Genomic DNA, 15,255 nt, shown 5'->3' with positions numbered 1-15,255 from the left:
CCCCACCCATGACCAAGCCCTACTCGGACCGCGAGGTCTGGTTCTTCACCGGCTCGCAGGACCTCTACGGCGAGGACACCCTGCGCCAGGTCGCCGACCAGTCCCAGGCGGTCGCCCGCACCCTGGACGAGTCCGCCGACGTGCCGGTGCGGATCGTCTGGAAGCCGGTGCTCAAGGATGCCGGGAGCATCCGCCGCGCGATGCTGGACGCGAACTCCGACGACCGGGTGCTCGGCGTGATCACCTGGATGCACACCTTCAGCCCGGCGAAGATGTGGATCGCCGGCCTGGACGCGCTGCGCAAGCCGCTGCTGCACCTGCACACCCAGGCCGGGGTCGAGCTGCCCTGGGACAGCATCGACATGGACTTCATGAACCTGAACCAGGCGGCGCACGGCGACCGGGAGTACGCCTACATCGCCACCCGGCTGGGCGCCCAGCGCACCACCGTGGTCGGTCACGCCACCAACCCGGCGGTGACCAAGCGGGTCGGCACCTGGGTCCGCGCGGCCGCCGGGTGGGCCGCCACCCACGAGCTGAAGCTGGCCCGGTTCGGCGACAACATGCGCAATGTCGCGGTGACCGAGGGTGACAAGACCGAGGCCGAGCTGCGGTTCGGCGTCTCGGTGAACACCTGGGGCGTGAACGACCTGGTCGCCGCGGTGGACGCGGTGGCCGACGCCGACATCGACCGGGTGGTCGCCGAGTACGAGGACCTGTACGACGTGGTGCCCGAGCTGCGCCGCGGCGGCGACCGGCACGACTCGCTGCGCTACGCCGCCCGCCAGGAGGTGGCGCTGGAGTCGCTGCTGACCTCGCTGGGCGCGAAGGCGTTCACCACGAACTTCGAGGACCTGGGTGCGTTGCGCCAGCTGCCGGGGATCGCGGTGCAGCGGCTGATGTCCAAGGGCTACGGCTTCGGCGCCGAGGGCGACTGGAAGACCGCCGTGCTGGTCCGCGCGGCGAAGGTGATGGGTGAGGGCCTGCCGGGTGGCGCCTCGCTGATGGAGGACTACACCTACGACCTCACGCCGGGCGAGGAGAAGATCCTCGGCGCGCACATGCTGGAGGTCTGCCCGTCGCTGACCACCAGCACCCCGAAGGTCGAGATCCACCCGCTGGGCATCGGCGGCAAGGAGGACCCGGTGCGGATGGTCTTCGACGCCGACCCCGGTGAGGGTGTGGTGGTGTCGATGGCGGACATGCGCGACCGGTTCCGGCTGACCGCCAACGTGGTCGACCTCGTGCCGCCGTCGCAGCCGCTGCCGAACCTGCCGGTGGCCCGTGCGGTGTGGGAGCCGCGGCCGGACTTCGCCACCTCCGCCGAGGCCTGGCTGACCGCCGGCGGTGCGCACCACACCGTGATGTCCACCGCCGCCGGGATCGACGCGTTCGAGATCTTCGCCGACATCGCGGGCACCGAGCTGCTGGTGATCGACGAGCACACCACCCGGCGTGGTTTCCGGGACCAGGTGCGCTGGAACCAGGTGTACTACCGCGTGGCGCAGGGGCTCTGACCGCTCCCCGCACCGACCGCCGACGGGCCGGTTCCCTCCGGGGAGCCGGCCCGTCGTGCTGTGCGGGCCGAACTGAGGGAACCCTGACCACCGCTTCGTTATCGAATCGTGACAAGAGGGGTGTCCGGACATTGTGCTGTGTCAATGCCGGCCCGCCCGGTGTTCGCGGCGTCGGCGGCGACCGGTTCCGCTGAGCCAACCCGTCGGGGCCCTGGCGGCGTTCCGGGCGATTCCTCCGGGCGTGGCACGGGGTCCCGGGCGCGGTGGGACTTGGGGCGCACGAGTCGGCGAGGGGCCGTTCCTACCGTGACGGCGACGCCCCCCACCAGCGAGGAACACCCCTGATGACCGCCGACACCTCCCCCGACAACGCCGTCCGGGTCACCGCCGACAGTCGGCGCGACCTGATCGACTGGGACCCGAACGACCCGGCCCGCTGGAACTCCAAGGTCGCCTGGTCGACGCTCTGGGTCACCACCCTGAACCTGACCCTCGCCTTCGTGATCTGGTACCTGCCCGGTGCGCTGATCCCCTCGCTCGGCACCCTGACCGGCTGGGAGCTGTCCGACAGCCAGTCCTACTGGCTGCTCGCGATGCCCGGCCTGACCGGTGGCGCTCTGCGCCTGGTCTGGATGACCCTGCCGCCGATCATGGGCACCCGGCGGATGCTGATCCTGTCCAGCCTGCTGATGCTGATCCCGTTCGCCGGCTGGGCCTGGGTCGTGACGCTGCCGACCCAGCCGTCCTACCTGCTGCTGATCGGGCTGACCCTGGCGGCCGGGCTCGGCGGTGGCGTGTTCTCCGGCTACATGCCGTCCACCTCGTACTTCTTCCCCAAGTCCAAGCAGGGCACCGCGCTCGGGCTGCAGGCCGGGCTGGGCAACTTCGGGGTGTCGATCGTCCAGTTCGTGGTGCCGTGGGCGATCGGCTTCTCGATGTTCGGGATGGCCGGCCAGATCTCGGTCACCGACGACGGCACGCAGAAGACCCTCTGGCTGCAGAACCCGGGCCTGATCTTCCTGCCGATCGCCGTGGTCGGCGTGCTGCTGGCCTGGACGATGCTCACGTCGGTGCCGGTCAAGAGCAACCTGCGCCAGCAGTTCGACATCTTCGGCAACAAGCACACCTGGCTGATGACCCTGCAGTACGTGATGACCTTCGGGATGTTCTCCGGGCTGGCGGGCACCTTCGGCATGTTGCTGAAGACCCAGTTCGGCGCCGGGAAGCTGACCTGGGTGTTCCTGGGCGCGTTCGTCGGGTCGTTGGCCCGGATCTGCTGGGGCCCGCTGTGCGACCGGTTCGGCGGCGGGATCTGGACCGTGGTGTCCGGCGTCGGCATGGCGCTGAGCTCGCTGCTGGTGCTGTGGGGTCAGGTCACCGGCGGCGACGACCCGAGCTTCGCGGTGTTCATGTCCGGCATGGTGCTGATCTTCCTGTTCGCCGGGATCGGCAACGCCTCCACCTTCAAGCAGATGCCGATGATCTTCCCGGCGCGGCAGGCCGGTGGCGTGATCGGCTGGACCGCCGCGATCGCCGCCTTCGGGCCGTTCCTGTTCTCGGTGGCCTTCAACTACGTCTCGCGCCCGGTGGTGTTCGGCGTGGTCGCCGGGTATGCGCTGATGTGTGCCGCCATCGCCTGGCACTTCTACGCCCGGCCCGGCGCGGAGGCGCGCAGTTGAGTGCCTCAGGCGCGCAGCTCGACGGCGCAGCGGTCGGCGCCGGTGTCGAACTGCACCTCCGTCACCCGCAGCGGGCTGCCCTGGGCGGTCACGATGCCGTCGACCACCGCCGCCACCAGGGTCCGGACCGCCTCCGGGGCGACCTGCTGCACCTCGATCAGCGGGCAGTGGTGCAGCACCAGCCGGGCGGAGCCCTCCCGGGCCTCGACCAGCTCCGGGGCGAACCACAGCGCGTCCAGCTTCGCGACCAGCCGGCGCAGCGGCCCCTCGGTGGGCTCGGCCTGCCCGACCGCGCCGAGCACCTCGCCCCAGGACCGGCCGACCCGGGTCAGCCGCTCGGTGCCGTCCGGCAGCTCGGCCAGCGCGCCGACCAGTTGCTCGGCCAGCAGCCGGTAGCCCTGGGCCCGCTCGTGGGTCTGGTTCGGCAGCACGCCGCGGTAGAGCACCCGCGGGCGTCCGGGGGTGCCCGCCGAGTCCCGGGTCCGGACCGCCAGACCCGCGTCGGCCAGGGCCTCCAGGTGCACCCGGATCGTGCTGAGCGGCGCCCCCAACCGCTCGGCGACCTCCGACACCGACAGCGGTGCGGGGGAGTCGCGCAGCAGCTGGATCAGGTAGGTCCGGCGGCCGCCGTGGTCGCTGCGGCCGGTGGTGCCGTCGAAGCCCGCCAGGCTGCCCGGCCCCGCCTCGTCGTCGCTTCCCGTGCTCCGCACCGTCACCCCGTCCTCGTGCGCCCCTCCGGCGCCTCCGCTCGTCCCTGAGGAGCAGCGTTGACCACCGAACCGCTCTCGCCGCTGGTGCACACCCTGCTCCAGGCCCGCGGCCGCCTGCCCGGCACCGAGGTGCTGGCCGACGACCACGCCGTCATCCGCACCGACGCTAGCGACTGGGACACCTTCTATCGCGGGCGTTGGTCCCACGACAAGGTGGTCCGCTCCACACACGGAGTCAACTGCACCGGGTCGTGCGCCTGGGACGTCTACGTCAAGGACGGGCTGATCACCTGGGAGCACCAGGGGACCGACTACCCGACCACCGGCCCGGACTCCCCGGAGTACGAACCCCGGGGCTGCCCGCGCGGCGCCTCGTTCAGCTGGTACACCTACTCGCCGGGCCGGGTGCGCTACCCGTACATCCGCGGCGTGCTGCTGGAGCTGTACCTGGACGCCCGCTGCCGCACCGGCGACCCGGTCCTGGCCTGGGCCGAGATCGTCGAGTCCCCGCTCAAGGCCACGATGTACAAGCGGGCCCGCGGCACCGGTGGCTTCGTCCGGGCGGACTGGGACCTGGCGGTGGAGATCCAGGCCGCCGCGCACGTCTACACGATCAAGACCTACGGCCCGGACCGCTGTGTCGGCTTCACCCCGATCCCGGCGATGTCGATGGCGTCCTTCGCCGCGGGCACCCGGTTCCTGTCCCTGATCGGCGGCACGTTGCTGTCGTTCTACGACTGGTACGCCGACCTGCCGCCGGCCAGTCCCCAGGTGTGGGGCGACCAGACCGACGTGCCGGAGTCCGCCGACTGGTGGAACGCCGGCTACCTGATCATGTGGGGCTCCAACGTCCCGGTGACCCGCACCCCGGACGCGCACTTCCTGACCGAGGTCCGGTACAAGGGCACCAAGGTGGTGGCGGTCAGCCCGGACTACGCCGAGAACGTGAAGTTCGCCGACGACTGGCTGGCCCCGGCCCCCGGCACCGACGGTGCGCTGGCGCAGGCGATGGGCCACGTGCTGCTGTCCGAGTTCTTCCGTGACCGGCAGGTGCCGTACTTCGAGTCCTACGTCCGCCGGTTCACCGATGCGCCGTTCCTGGTGGAGTTGGACGGGTCCGGCGCCGACGGCGTGCTGCGACCGGGCAAGTTCCTCACCGCGGAGAGCGTCCCGGAGGCGGAGGGCGCGCTCGGCGACCACCCGGAGTTCCGCCCGGTGCTGCTCGATGCCGCCACCGGCAGGGTGGTCGTCCCGGCCGGCACCCTGGCGGATCGCTGGACCCCGGAGGGCCTGGGCCGGTGGAACCTCGACCTGGGGGACACCGACCCGCGCACCACCCTGTACGACGCCGAGCACGAGGGGGTCGCGGTCCGGCTGCCCCGGTTCGACGTGGGCGACACCGAGGGTGGTGCGGAGATCACCCGCGGCGTCCCGGCGGTCAGGGTCGGCGGCCGGCTGGTCACCACGGTGCTCGACCTGCTGATGGCCCAGTACGGCGTGGCCCGGGACGGCCTGCCCGGCCAGTGGCCCACCGGCTACGACGACGCCGAGGACCCGAGCACCCCGGGCTGGCAGGCCGCCATCACCGGTGTGCCGGTCGAACAGTGCGTCCGGATCGCCCGGGAGTTCACCCGCAATGCGGAGGTCACCGAGGGTCGATCGATGATCCTGATGGGCGCGGGCACCAACCACTGGTTCCACTCCGACACGATCTACCGCACCTTCATCACCCTGCTCACCCTGACCGGCTGCCAGGGCGTCAACGGCGGCGGCTGGGCGCACTACGTCGGTCAGGAGAAGGCCCGGCCGGTCACCGGCCAGCAGCACATGTCCTTCGCCCTGGACTGGCAGCGCCCGACCCGGCACATGACCAGCACCTCGTTCTGGTACGTGGCCACCGACCAGTGGCGGTACGAGGGCTTCGGCGCCGACGAGCTGACCAGCCCGGTGGGCCGGGGCACCGCGGGCTCCGCCCTGCCGCGCACGATGATGGACTGCCTGGTGCAGGCCGGCCGGCTGGGCTGGACCCCGTCGCATCCGGGCTTCGACCGCAACCCGCTGGACCTGTGCGACGAGGCCACCGCGGCCGGGCGCACGGTGCCCGAGCACATCGTCGACGAACTGTCGTCGGGCCGGCTGAAGTTCGCCATCCAGGACCCGGACGCCCCGCACAACGTGCCCCGGGTGCTCACCACCTGGCGGGCGAACCTGATCGGCAACTCGGCCAAGGGCAACGAGTACTTCATCAAGCACCTGCTGGGCGCCGCCAGTGCGCTCCGGGCGCAGGAGATGCCGGAGGATCGCCGGCCCACCGAGGTGGTCTGGCGGGACGAGGCCCCCGAGGGCAAGCTCGACCTGCTGACCAACATCGACTTCCGGATGACGTCCTCGTCGTTGTTCTCGGACATCGTGCTCCCGGCGGCCACCTGGTACGAGAAGCAGGACATCTCGACCACGGACATGCACCCCTACGTGCACGCCCTGAACGCCGCGATCGCCCCGCCGTGGCAGGCCCGCACCGACCACGAGGCGTTCTGCCTGCTGGCCGACAAGGTCGCCGAGCTGGCCGAGCAGCACCTGGGCACCCGCACCGACGTGATCGCCGCCCCGCTGACCACCGACACCCCGGACGAGCTGGCCCAGCCGCACGGCGTGGTCCGGGACTGGTCGAAGGGCGAGTGCGCGCCGACCCCCGGGCTGACCATGCCCAAGCTCGCCGTGATCGAGCGGGACTACACCGCGATCGGCCAGAAGATGCGGGCGGTCGGCCCGCTGATCAGCACCGCCGGCACCTCGGTCAAGGGCATCACGCTCGTCCCGGAACAGGCGGTCGAGGAACTGAAGACGCTGAACGGTGTGGTGACCGAGGGTGTCGCCGCCGGCCGGCCCCGGATGGACACCGCCGCGCAGCTCTGCGAGGCGATCCTGGCGCTGTCCGGCACCACCAACGGGTCGGTGTCGGCGGCCGGATTCGCCACCCTGGAGCAGCGGGTCGGCAAGCCGCTGGCCGACCTGGCGGAGGAGAACGCCGAGCGCCGGGTCACCTTCGCCGACACCCTGACCGGCCCGCAGCCGGTGTTCACCAGCCACGAGTGGTCCGGCTCGGAGAAGGGCGGTCGCCGGTACTCGCCGTTCGTGATCAACGTGGAGCGGGACAAGCCCTGGCACACCCTGACCGGTCGCCAGCACTTCTACCTGGACCACGACTGGATCGCCGAGCTCGGCGAACAGTTGCCGGTGTACCGGCCGCCGCTGGACATGGCCCGGCACTTCGGTGACCCCGCGGTCGCGGCCGGGCGGCACGAGGCGCAGGTCACCGTGCGGTACCTGACCCCGCACTCCAAGTGGTCGATGCACTCCCAGTTCCAGGACAACCCGTACATGCTCGCGCTGTCCCGCGGCGGCCCGACGATCTGGTTGTCGGTGGCGGACGCCGAGGCGGCGGGCATCGCGGACAACGACTGGATCGAGGGCGTGAACCGCAACGGGGTGGTGGTGGCCCGGGCGGTGGTCAGCCACCGGATGCCCACCGGCACCGCGTACATGTACCACTCCAAGGACCGGAACATCGACGTGCCGAAGGCCGAGGCGTCCGGGATCCGGGGCGGCATCCACAACGCGCTCACCGCGATCCTGATCAAGCCGACCCACCTGCTGGGCGGCTACGCGCAGCTGACCTACGCCTTCAACTACTACGGCCCGACCGGCAACCAGCGCGACGAGCTCACCGTGATCCGGCGTCGCTCCCAGGAGGTGCAGTACTGATGCGTGTGTTTGAGCGGCGCAGCCCGGAGCGAGGAACGAGCGAAGGGCAAGCGCGATGAAGGTCATGGCGCAGGTCGCGATGGTGATGAACCTGGACAAGTGCATCGGGTGCCACACCTGTTCGGTCACCTGCAAGCAGACCTGGACCAACCGGGACGGCGTGGAGTACGTCTGGTTCAACAACGTCGAGACCCGGCCCGGCGTCGGCTACCCCCGGGGCTACCAGGACCAGGACCGCTGGCACGGCGGCTGGGAGCTGGACCGCAAGGGCCGGCTGCGACTGCGCTCCGGCGGGCGGCTGCGGCGGCTGGCGCACCTGTTCGCCAATCCGGACCTGCCGACCCTGGACGACTACTACGAGCCGGCCACCTACGACTTCGACACCCTGGTCACCGCCCCGGCGGACGAGTCCCGGATCCCGGTGGCCCGGCCGAAGTCGGCACTGACCGGCGAGCCGATGACGATCAGCGCGGGCCCGAACTGGGACGACGACCTGGGCGGCTCGCAGGTGCACGCCGCCGCCGACCCGGTGCTGGCCGCGATGACCGAGCAGGTGAAGCTGTCCTTCGAGGACACCTTCATGTTCCACCTGCCGCGGATCTGCGAGCACTGCCTGAACCCGGCCTGTGTCTCCGCCTGCCCGTCCTCCGCGATGTACAAGCGGGTGGAGGACGGCATCGTGCTGGTCGACCAGGACGCCTGCCGCGGCTGGCGGATGTGCGTGTCGGCCTGCCCGTACAAGAAGGTCTACCTCAACCACCGCACCGGCAAGGCCGAGAAGTGCACGTTCTGCTTCCCCCGGATCGAGGCCGGGCTGCCGACGGTGTGCGCGGAGACCTGCGTCGGCCGGCTGCGCTACCTCGGCCTGGTGCTCTACGACGCGGACCGGGTCGCCGAGGCCGCTGCGGTGACCGATCCGGCCGACCTGCTCGCCGCGCAGCGTTCGGTGTTCCTGGACCCGGAGGACCCGCAGGTGCGCGCCGCTGCCCGGGAGGCCGGGATCGCCGAGGACTGGATCGACGCCGCCCGCCGATCGCCGGTGTGGGCGCTGATCTCCAGGTACCAGGTGGCCCTTCCCCTGCACCCGGAGTACCGGACGCTGCCGATGGTCTGGTACGTCCCGCCGCTGTCGCCGGTGCTGGAGGCGACCGGGGCCCGGGGCGGTGACGAGACCAGCGCCGACGACGTCTTCCACACCATCACCGACCTGCGGATCCCGATGGAGTACCTGGCCGGGCTGTTCACCGCCGGGGACACCGACACCGTCGCCGGGGTGCTGATGCGACTCGCGGCGATGCGGACCCACATGCGGAACCGGTCGGTGGACGGCTCGGTCGACACCGGCCTGCTGGACCGGATCGGGATGACCGCCGACGAGGTCGAGGCGATGTACCGCCTGCTGGCCATCGCCAAGATGGACGACCGCTACGTCGTCCCGGCCGCGCACACCGAACAGGCCGCCGAACTGGCCTCCTGGACCTCGGGCTGCTCGCTGGACGGACCCGGTGGTCCGGGCATGACGGCGACCGCCACCCGCGGCGGCGTCGTCCCGCTGACCCTGCAACGGCGGCGACCGCGATGAGCACCGCCGTCACCCGCCGACCGCGGTTCCCGCTGCGCCGCTCGCGCCGCCGGGACCTGCCGGAAGTGCCCGGACGGGCGGATGTGCTGGCGCTGTCCGCCCTGGTGCTGGCCTACCCGGACGACGACTTCCTGGCCGCCGCCGGTGACCTCGGCACCGCCATCCACGCCCTGCCCGCGTCCCCGGCCGCCGACCGGCTGCGGGCGTTCTGGGCCGAGACCGCCGAGTGGGACCCCGAGCAGTGGCGGGAGCACTACGTGCAGACCTTCGACCTGCGCCGGTCGACCGCGCCGTACCTGACCTACTACCTGCACGGCGACACCCGGCGGCGGGGTGCCGCACTCCTGGCGCTCAAGCAGACCTACCGGGCGTGCGGGTTCGTGCCGCCGGAGGACGAGCTGCCCGATCACCTGCCGGTGGTGCTGGAGTTCGCCGCCCGGGCGGGCACCGGGGCCGGGGAGTCCGCGCTGCGCGCCCACCGGGCCGGGTTCGAGGTGCTGCGCCAGGAACTCACCCGCCGCGAGTCGCCGTATCACCGGGTGCTGGACGCGGTCGCCGTGGTGCTCGGGCCGGTCGCCGATGCGGTGCGCCGGCGGGCGGACGCGATCGCGCTGGCCGGGCCCCCCGCCGACGACGCCGGACTCGGGGCGCCGCTGCCCGGCTACGGCGAGGGCATGCCCTACCCGCCGAGTGCTGCCTGCGCGCCCGCCCGCACCGCCGCCGTGCCGCTGGAGTTCCCCACCACCCGGCCCGCCCCCCGACCGGAAGGACCCTGACCGTGCGCGACACCCTGCTGTTCGTCGTCCTGCCCTACGTCTGCCTGGCGGTGTTCGTGGTCGGGCACATCTGGCGGTACCGCGCGGACCAGTTCGGCTGGACCACCCGGACCAGCCAGATCTTCGAGAAGCGCTGGCTGGCCTGGGGGTCGCCGCTGTTCCACTTCGGGGCGCTGCTGGTGATCCTCGGCCACGTCGGCGGGCTGCTGATCCCGTCGTCCTGGACCCGGGCGCTCGGCATCTCCGACCACACGTACCACGTGGTGGCGGTCGCGGGCGGCACGGTCGCCGGGATCATCCTGTGCGCCGGGCTGGTCATCCTGCTGCTGCGCCGGTTCGTGTTCTCCCGCCGGGTCACCCTGGTCACCACCCCGATGGACCGGGTGCTGTACCTGCTGCTCGGCGCGGAGGTGCTGATCGGCATGTGGCAGACGGTCGCGATCAACGTCTTCGGCTCCGGCTACGAGTACCGGGGGACCATCTCGGTGTGGTTCCGCGGCCTGTTCGTCCTCGACCCGGACGCCGCGCTGATCGCCTCCGCCCCGGCGGTCTACCAGTGGCACGCGGTGCTGGCCTGCCTGCTGATGGCGGTGTGGCCCTTCACCCGGCTGGTGCACGTCTGGTCGGTGCCGATCGGCTACCTGACCCGCCCGTTCGTGGTCTACCGTCGCCGCAACGCCCCGGATCGCTCGCCGGTGGCGACGACCTCCGGGAGCCCCCGATGAACGACCTGCAGCGCTGGACCCAGACCGCGATCGCCGAGCTCGGCATCCCGCCGGAGGTGCTGGCCGAGGCGACCACCCCGGTGCTGGACCTGGTGCGGGACATCGCACACGGGGTGAACCGGCCGTCCGCCCCGCTGACCGCCTTCCTGGTCGGACTCTCCGCCGGCGCCGCCACCCCCGGCGCCACCCCGGAGCAGACCGTGGCGGAGGTGCGCGCCCGGATCGAGCGGGTCCAGGCGCTGATCGCCCAGTGGGAGCCCACCGCGGACTGACCCCGCGCGCCCGCCGGGCTGAGCACGCACCCCGTTCCTCGCGAGTTCGACCCTCCCGACGTGAGCGCGGCGGCGCGGCACCCGCAGTCGGTGCCGGTGTGCCGATCTCGGTGCCGGAAGCGGGCGTGGTCAGTCGGCGGAGACCGCCCGGGCCCGGGCCAGGTCGCCGGCGTCGTCGACGTCCAGCCCCTCGTCGGCGGACACCGGCACCGGCACCGTGACCAGTCCGTCGGTGATCGCGATTCAGACTGCTTGCCCGGCGTTGCCGTTCGCGAGTTCGGTACTTCCGCTGTGAGTGCGGCAGCGCCGCTCCCGCACTCGGCGCGGATGTGCCGATCTCGGTGCCGGACGCGGGCGTGGTCAGTCGGCGGAGACCGCCCGGGCCCGGGCCAGGTCGCCGGCGTCGTCGACGTCCAGCCCCTCGTCGGCGGACACCGGCACCGGGACCGTGACCAGTCCGTCGGTGATCGCGCGCACCCGGTCGCCGGAGCGCACCCGGTCCAGCCGGTCGCCGATCGCACTGCGCCGGTAGGCGGCCAACAAGGGCTGCGACCGGCCGTCCGGGGTGCGGGCCTGGGCGGCCTCGGCCTCCGGGTCGGCGGCCAGCGCGGCGATCAACCGGGGCACCGCGGCGGCGGCGAACGGCTGGTCGCCGGCCAGCACCACCAGCACCCGAGCCTCCGGCACGGCCCGCGCGCCCGCCGCCAGCGCCGCGGCCGGTCCTCCGCCGACCGGGTCCTCGCGCACCCACACCGGACCGGTATCGCCGGCGCCCGCTACGCCCTCGACACCAGGGGCGCCCGCGATGCTCCGGACACCCGTGGCGCCTGCGACATCCCCGACACCCGCGAGACCCTCAACACCAGGGGCGCCTGTGATGCCCGCGGCACTTGCGATGCCCGTAGCGACCGCGAGACCCCCGACACCCGCGCGGCCCGGCTCCATGCCGCCGGGCCGGTCGCCGACCACCACCACCGGCATCCCGGCGGGCAGCCCGTGCAGCAGCCGGTCGAGGATTGCCCGGCCCCCGATGTCCAACCCGGTCTTGTCCACCCCGCCCAGCCGTCGGGCCGTGCCGCCGGTCAACACCACCGCGGCAATGGCGGTGCTGCCCGCCTGCTCACGATCTCGTCGCGTCCGGACCCGGCCGTCGCCGTCCACCGGTCGCCCGTCCGCCAGGGTCAGCACGTCGTCGGCCAGGTCGAGGGCGTCCGCGCGGTCGTGGGTGACCAGCAGCACCGGACGGGGCCGACGGTCCAACTCCTCACGCAGTACGGCACGCACCCGGCAGCGCATCGTGGTGTCCAGGGCGGCGAAGGGCTCATCCAGCAGCAGCAGGTCCGGGTCGGCGGCCAGTGCCCGGGCCAGCGCCACCCGCTGCGCCTGTCCGCCGGAGAGCCGGTCGGCGCGCACCCCGGCGTACTCCGCCAGATCCAGCCGGGTCAGCCACTCGTCCGCCACGGACCGGGCCTGCCCGGCGGGGGTGCCGGTGGCCCGCAGTCCGAACGCGACATTCTCCCGGGCGCTCAGGTGGCCGAACAGCCGGTGGTCCTGGAACACCAGGCCGCACCGCCGGGCGGGCGCGGGTACGTGCACCCCGGGGCCGTCCAACACCCGGGTGCCGAGTCGCACGGTCGCCCCGGCGGCCATCGGGACCAGCCCGGCCAGAGCGCCGAGCGCGGTCGACTTCCCGGAGCCGTTCGGGCCGACCAGCGCAGTCACCTGCGCCGGGCCCACCGACAGCGGCAGATCGAGCCGGAACCCGTCCCGCTGCACCACCACCCGGGCACGCAGCCCGGCGCTCGGGTCCCGGTGCGGCGGCGGCCCGCTCGGGTGCCGGTCCGTCCGCAGCCCGGCACCCGGCTCCCGGTGCGGTGACAGCCCGCTCGAGTGCCGGTCCGGCGCCAGCCCGGCGTTCGGCTCGCGGTCCGGCGACAGTCCGCTCGGGTCGTGGCGCGGCGGCAGCCCGCTGGGGTCCCGATCCGGCCGCAGCACGGCGCTCGGCTCGCGGTGCGGTGCTCGCCCGCCGGGGCTCCCGTCCGACGACAGCCCATCCCGATCCACCCGCGTCCGCATGGGTGGGCCGCTCTCCCGTTCCGGTCGTGACCCGTCCCACCCCATCGGCGCCGGGTCGTGCAGTCTGCTCACCGGGTCACCTGCCCGGTCCACCGGCCGCGCAGCCCGATCAGGACCGCCAGCGACACCGCGATCAGTACCAGGGACAGCGCCACCGCGGCGTCGGGGTCGCGCTCCATCGCCAGGTAGATCGCCAGTGGCATGGTCCGGGTCGTACCGGGGAAGTTCCCGGCGAAGGTGATCGTCGCGCCGAACTCGCCCAACGCCCGGGCAAAGCACAGCACCGCACCGGCGGTCACTCCGGGCAGGATCTGCGGCAGGGTGACCCGGCGGAAGGTGTACCAGCGCCCGGCGCCCAGCACGGCGGCGGCGTCCTCGGTCCGGCGGGGCAGCCCGCGCAGCGTGCCCTCCACCGACACCACCAGGAACGGCATCGCAACGAACGCCTCGGCGATGATGACCGCGGCGGTGGTGAACGGGATCGTCACCCCGAACCAGGCGTCCAGCTGGGCGCCGAGCAGCCCGCGCCGCCCGAGCAGCATCAGCAGCGCCACCCCGCCGACCACCGGCGGCAGCACCAGCGGCATGGTGACCAGGGCGCGCAGCACCCCGGCGCCGGGCAGGTCACCGCGGGCCAGCACCCAGGCCAGGGGGATGCCGAGCAGCAGGCAGATCACCGTGGCGGCGCCCGCGCAGCGCAACGACAGCCACAGTGCCTGCCCGACCTCCGGGGAGCCGACCAGCGAGCCCATCGACCCCCACGGCGCCCGGATCAGCAGCGCCAGGAACGGCAGCAGCAGGAACGCGATCGCGGCCACCGCGGGCACGGCCAGCGCCGCAGGGACCGATCGCCCGCGCGCCGTGCCCTGCCGCCGCGTGGTCATGGGCCGTCGAAGCCCGCGTCGGCGAGCACCTGCTGCCCGGTCTCGGACAGCACCAGGTCGACGAACGCCCGGGCGGCCTCGGGCTGCGGGGCGTCGGCGAGCACGGCGATCGGGTAGTCGTTCCGGGCGGCACCGGCCTCCGGGAAGTCGATCCCCTGCACGGCGTCCCCGGCGGAGAGCACGTCGGTGCGGTACACCAGGGCCGCGTCGACCTCGCCCAGCACCGCCTTGGTCAGGGTGGCGGTGACGTCCTTCTCGTAGGTGTCCGGCACCGGGGTGATCCCGGCGGCCTCGAAGGCGGCGATCGCCGCGGACCCGCACGGCACGTCCTCGGCGCACAGCGCGAGGGTCAGCTCGGGGTCGGCGAAGTCGGCGAGTCCGGTGACGCCGCCGGGGTTACCGGCCGGGACGACGATCTGCAACGAGTTCCGGGCGAAGACCTCCGGCGACTCGGTGAGCCCGGACACCGACTCCATGGTTGAGGTGTTCGCAGTGGCCAGGACGTCCACCGGGGCGCCGGCGTCGATCTGCTGCGCCAGGGTGGACGAGGCACCGAAGTTGAACGTCACCGTCACCCCCGGGTGCTCCTGCTCGAACAGCTCGCCCAGTTCCTCGAAGGTGTCCTGCAGCGAGGCCGCCGCGTACACGGTGAGCGTCCCGGTGAGGTCGTCGGCGGAGGTGGAGGGCGCGGACGGATCACCGGAACACCCGGTCAGCACGGCGACGATGCCGAGGACGGCCAGGGTGCTGCGCGCGGGGTGCATCAGTGCCTCTCGATCATCAGGTTCGTGGCCTTGACCCCGGCGGTGACCACCACGCCGGGCTCCAGGCCGAGGTCGTCGGCGGCCTCACGGCTGATCAGGGACACCAGCCGGTACGGCCCGGCCTGCACGTCGACCTGCGCCATCACGGTGTCCCGCAGCACCCGGGTGACGATCCCGCGCAGCTGGTTGCGGGCACTGACCGCGGTGCGCCGGTCGTCGCCGGGGGACTCGGCCAGCTCCTGCGCAATCCGGGCCAGGTCGGTGCCGGCCACCGTCCAGCGGCCACCGGTCCGGGTGGCGGGCAGGCGCCCGGCGTCCACCCAGCGGCGCACGGTGTCGTCGCTCACGCCGAGCAGGTCGGCCGCCTCGGAGATCCGGAACTCGGGCACCTCACGACCGTAGGAGGACGACACTCCGCGCGTGCGGGTACTTGGTCCTGAGCAGACCGCGAGTGCGGCGGCGTGGGCGACTCTGCGACGCAGGCGCGGCTGACGATGACTGCGGC

The 15,255-nt window shown here is 72.8% G+C and carries 12 protein-coding genes; 7 read left to right on the top strand and 5 right to left on the bottom strand.

Annotated elements, in window-relative coordinates:
* The first annotated feature begins 8 nt into the window (after positions 1–8).
* Together araA and HGA03_RS03200 are read left to right on the top strand one after the other, a co-directional pair.
* Positions 9–1,517, top strand: a complete 1,509-nt coding sequence (araA, locus tag HGA03_RS03205; RefSeq protein WP_168628727.1) for an L-arabinose isomerase — start codon at positions 9–11, stop codon at positions 1,515–1,517.
* Between the two features lie 344 nt (positions 1,518–1,861).
* The gene (locus HGA03_RS03200; protein ID WP_168628726.1) at positions 1,862–3,196 is read left to right on the top strand and encodes an MFS transporter; all 1,335 of its coding nucleotides are present in this window, start codon (positions 1,862–1,864) and stop codon (positions 3,194–3,196) included.
* Between the two features lie 5 nt (positions 3,197–3,201).
* Here HGA03_RS03200 and HGA03_RS19245 read toward each other — a convergent pair whose 3' ends face one another.
* Complete coding sequence (locus HGA03_RS19245) at positions 3,202–3,906, bottom strand: helix-turn-helix transcriptional regulator (protein WP_168628725.1); 705 nt, start codon at positions 3,904–3,906, stop codon at positions 3,202–3,204.
* A 57-nt stretch (positions 3,907–3,963) separates the two neighbouring features.
* Between HGA03_RS19245 and HGA03_RS03190 the strand changes: the two genes are divergently transcribed.
* Genes HGA03_RS03190 through HGA03_RS03170 form a run of 5 tightly spaced genes read left to right on the top strand, consistent with a single transcriptional unit; the run spans position 3,964 to position 11,026 of the window.
* Positions 3,964–7,671, top strand: coding sequence for a nitrate reductase subunit alpha (locus tag HGA03_RS03190; protein WP_168628724.1), 3,708 nt, complete (start codon positions 3,964–3,966; stop codon positions 7,669–7,671).
* A gap of 55 nt (positions 7,672–7,726) precedes the next feature.
* Positions 7,727–9,253, top strand: a complete 1,527-nt coding sequence (gene narH / locus HGA03_RS03185; RefSeq protein WP_168628723.1) for a nitrate reductase subunit beta — start codon at positions 7,727–7,729, stop codon at positions 9,251–9,253.
* Positions 9,250–10,029, top strand: a complete 780-nt coding sequence (gene narJ / locus HGA03_RS03180; RefSeq protein WP_168628722.1) for a nitrate reductase molybdenum cofactor assembly chaperone — start codon at positions 9,250–9,252, stop codon at positions 10,027–10,029. Before narH ends, narJ begins: the two co-directional genes overlap by 4 nt.
* 2 nt (positions 10,030–10,031) lie before the next feature.
* Positions 10,032–10,754: a respiratory nitrate reductase subunit gamma gene (gene narI / locus HGA03_RS03175; protein ID WP_203767437.1), complete on the top strand. Its 723-nt coding sequence runs from the start codon at positions 10,032–10,034 to the stop codon at positions 10,752–10,754.
* Complete coding sequence (locus tag HGA03_RS03170) at positions 10,751–11,026, top strand: DUF6457 domain-containing protein (protein ID WP_168628721.1); 276 nt, start codon at positions 10,751–10,753, stop codon at positions 11,024–11,026. Before narI ends, HGA03_RS03170 begins: the two co-directional genes overlap by 4 nt.
* A gap of 360 nt (positions 11,027–11,386) precedes the next feature.
* On the opposite strand, the gene HGA03_RS03165 is transcribed toward HGA03_RS03170, so the two are convergent.
* The 4 genes from HGA03_RS03165 to HGA03_RS03150 form a co-directional block, all read right to left on the bottom strand.
* A complete protein-coding gene (locus tag HGA03_RS03165) occupies positions 11,387–13,021 on the bottom strand; it encodes an ATP-binding cassette domain-containing protein (protein WP_168628720.1) in 1,635 nt (544 codons plus the stop codon).
* A gap of 149 nt (positions 13,022–13,170) precedes the next feature.
* The gene (modB, locus tag HGA03_RS03160) at positions 13,171–13,986 is read right to left on the bottom strand and encodes a molybdate ABC transporter permease subunit (protein WP_168628719.1); all 816 of its coding nucleotides are present in this window, start codon (positions 13,984–13,986) and stop codon (positions 13,171–13,173) included.
* The gene (gene modA / locus HGA03_RS03155; protein WP_168628718.1) at positions 13,983–14,750 is read right to left on the bottom strand and encodes a molybdate ABC transporter substrate-binding protein; all 768 of its coding nucleotides are present in this window, start codon (positions 14,748–14,750) and stop codon (positions 13,983–13,985) included. Before modA ends, modB begins: the two co-directional genes overlap by 4 nt.
* Positions 14,750–15,139 carry a TOBE domain-containing protein gene (locus HGA03_RS03150; RefSeq protein ID WP_168628717.1) on the bottom strand — a complete coding sequence of 130 codons (390 nt, stop codon included), beginning with the start codon at positions 15,137–15,139 and terminating at the stop codon, positions 14,750–14,752. The genes modA and HGA03_RS03150 overlap by 1 nt, the downstream gene beginning before the upstream one ends.
* Positions 15,140–15,255 lie beyond the last annotated feature (116 nt).

The sequence above is a fragment of the Cellulomonas denverensis genome (assembly GCF_012396125.1).
In the GTDB taxonomy this organism is placed as follows: Bacteria; Actinomycetota; Actinomycetes; order Actinomycetales; family Cellulomonadaceae; genus Cellulomonas; species Cellulomonas denverensis.
This window is presented reverse-complemented; position numbering and strand designations above follow the sequence as displayed.

What these genes read in the sequence shown, in the direction of transcription:
- araA (WP_168628727.1), top strand. Translation starts at nt 9, where the DNA reads ATGACCAAGCCCTACTCGGACCGCGAGGTCTGGTTCTTCACCGGCTCG.
- HGA03_RS03200 (WP_168628726.1), top strand. Translation starts at nt 1,862, where the DNA reads ATGACCGCCGACACCTCCCCCGACAACGCCGTCCGGGTCACCGCCGAC.
- narH (WP_168628723.1), top strand. Translation starts at nt 7,727, where the DNA reads ATGAAGGTCATGGCGCAGGTCGCGATGGTGATGAACCTGGACAAGTGC.
- narJ (WP_168628722.1), top strand. Translation starts at nt 9,250, where the DNA reads ATGAGCACCGCCGTCACCCGCCGACCGCGGTTCCCGCTGCGCCGCTCG.
- HGA03_RS03170 (WP_168628721.1), top strand. Translation starts at nt 10,751, where the DNA reads ATGAACGACCTGCAGCGCTGGACCCAGACCGCGATCGCCGAGCTCGGC.
- modB (WP_168628719.1), bottom strand. Translation starts at nt 13,986, where the DNA reads ATGACCACGCGGCGGCAGGGCACGGCGCGCGGGCGATCGGTCCCTGCG.
- modA (WP_168628718.1), bottom strand. Translation starts at nt 14,750, where the DNA reads ATGCACCCCGCGCGCAGCACCCTGGCCGTCCTCGGCATCGTCGCCGTG.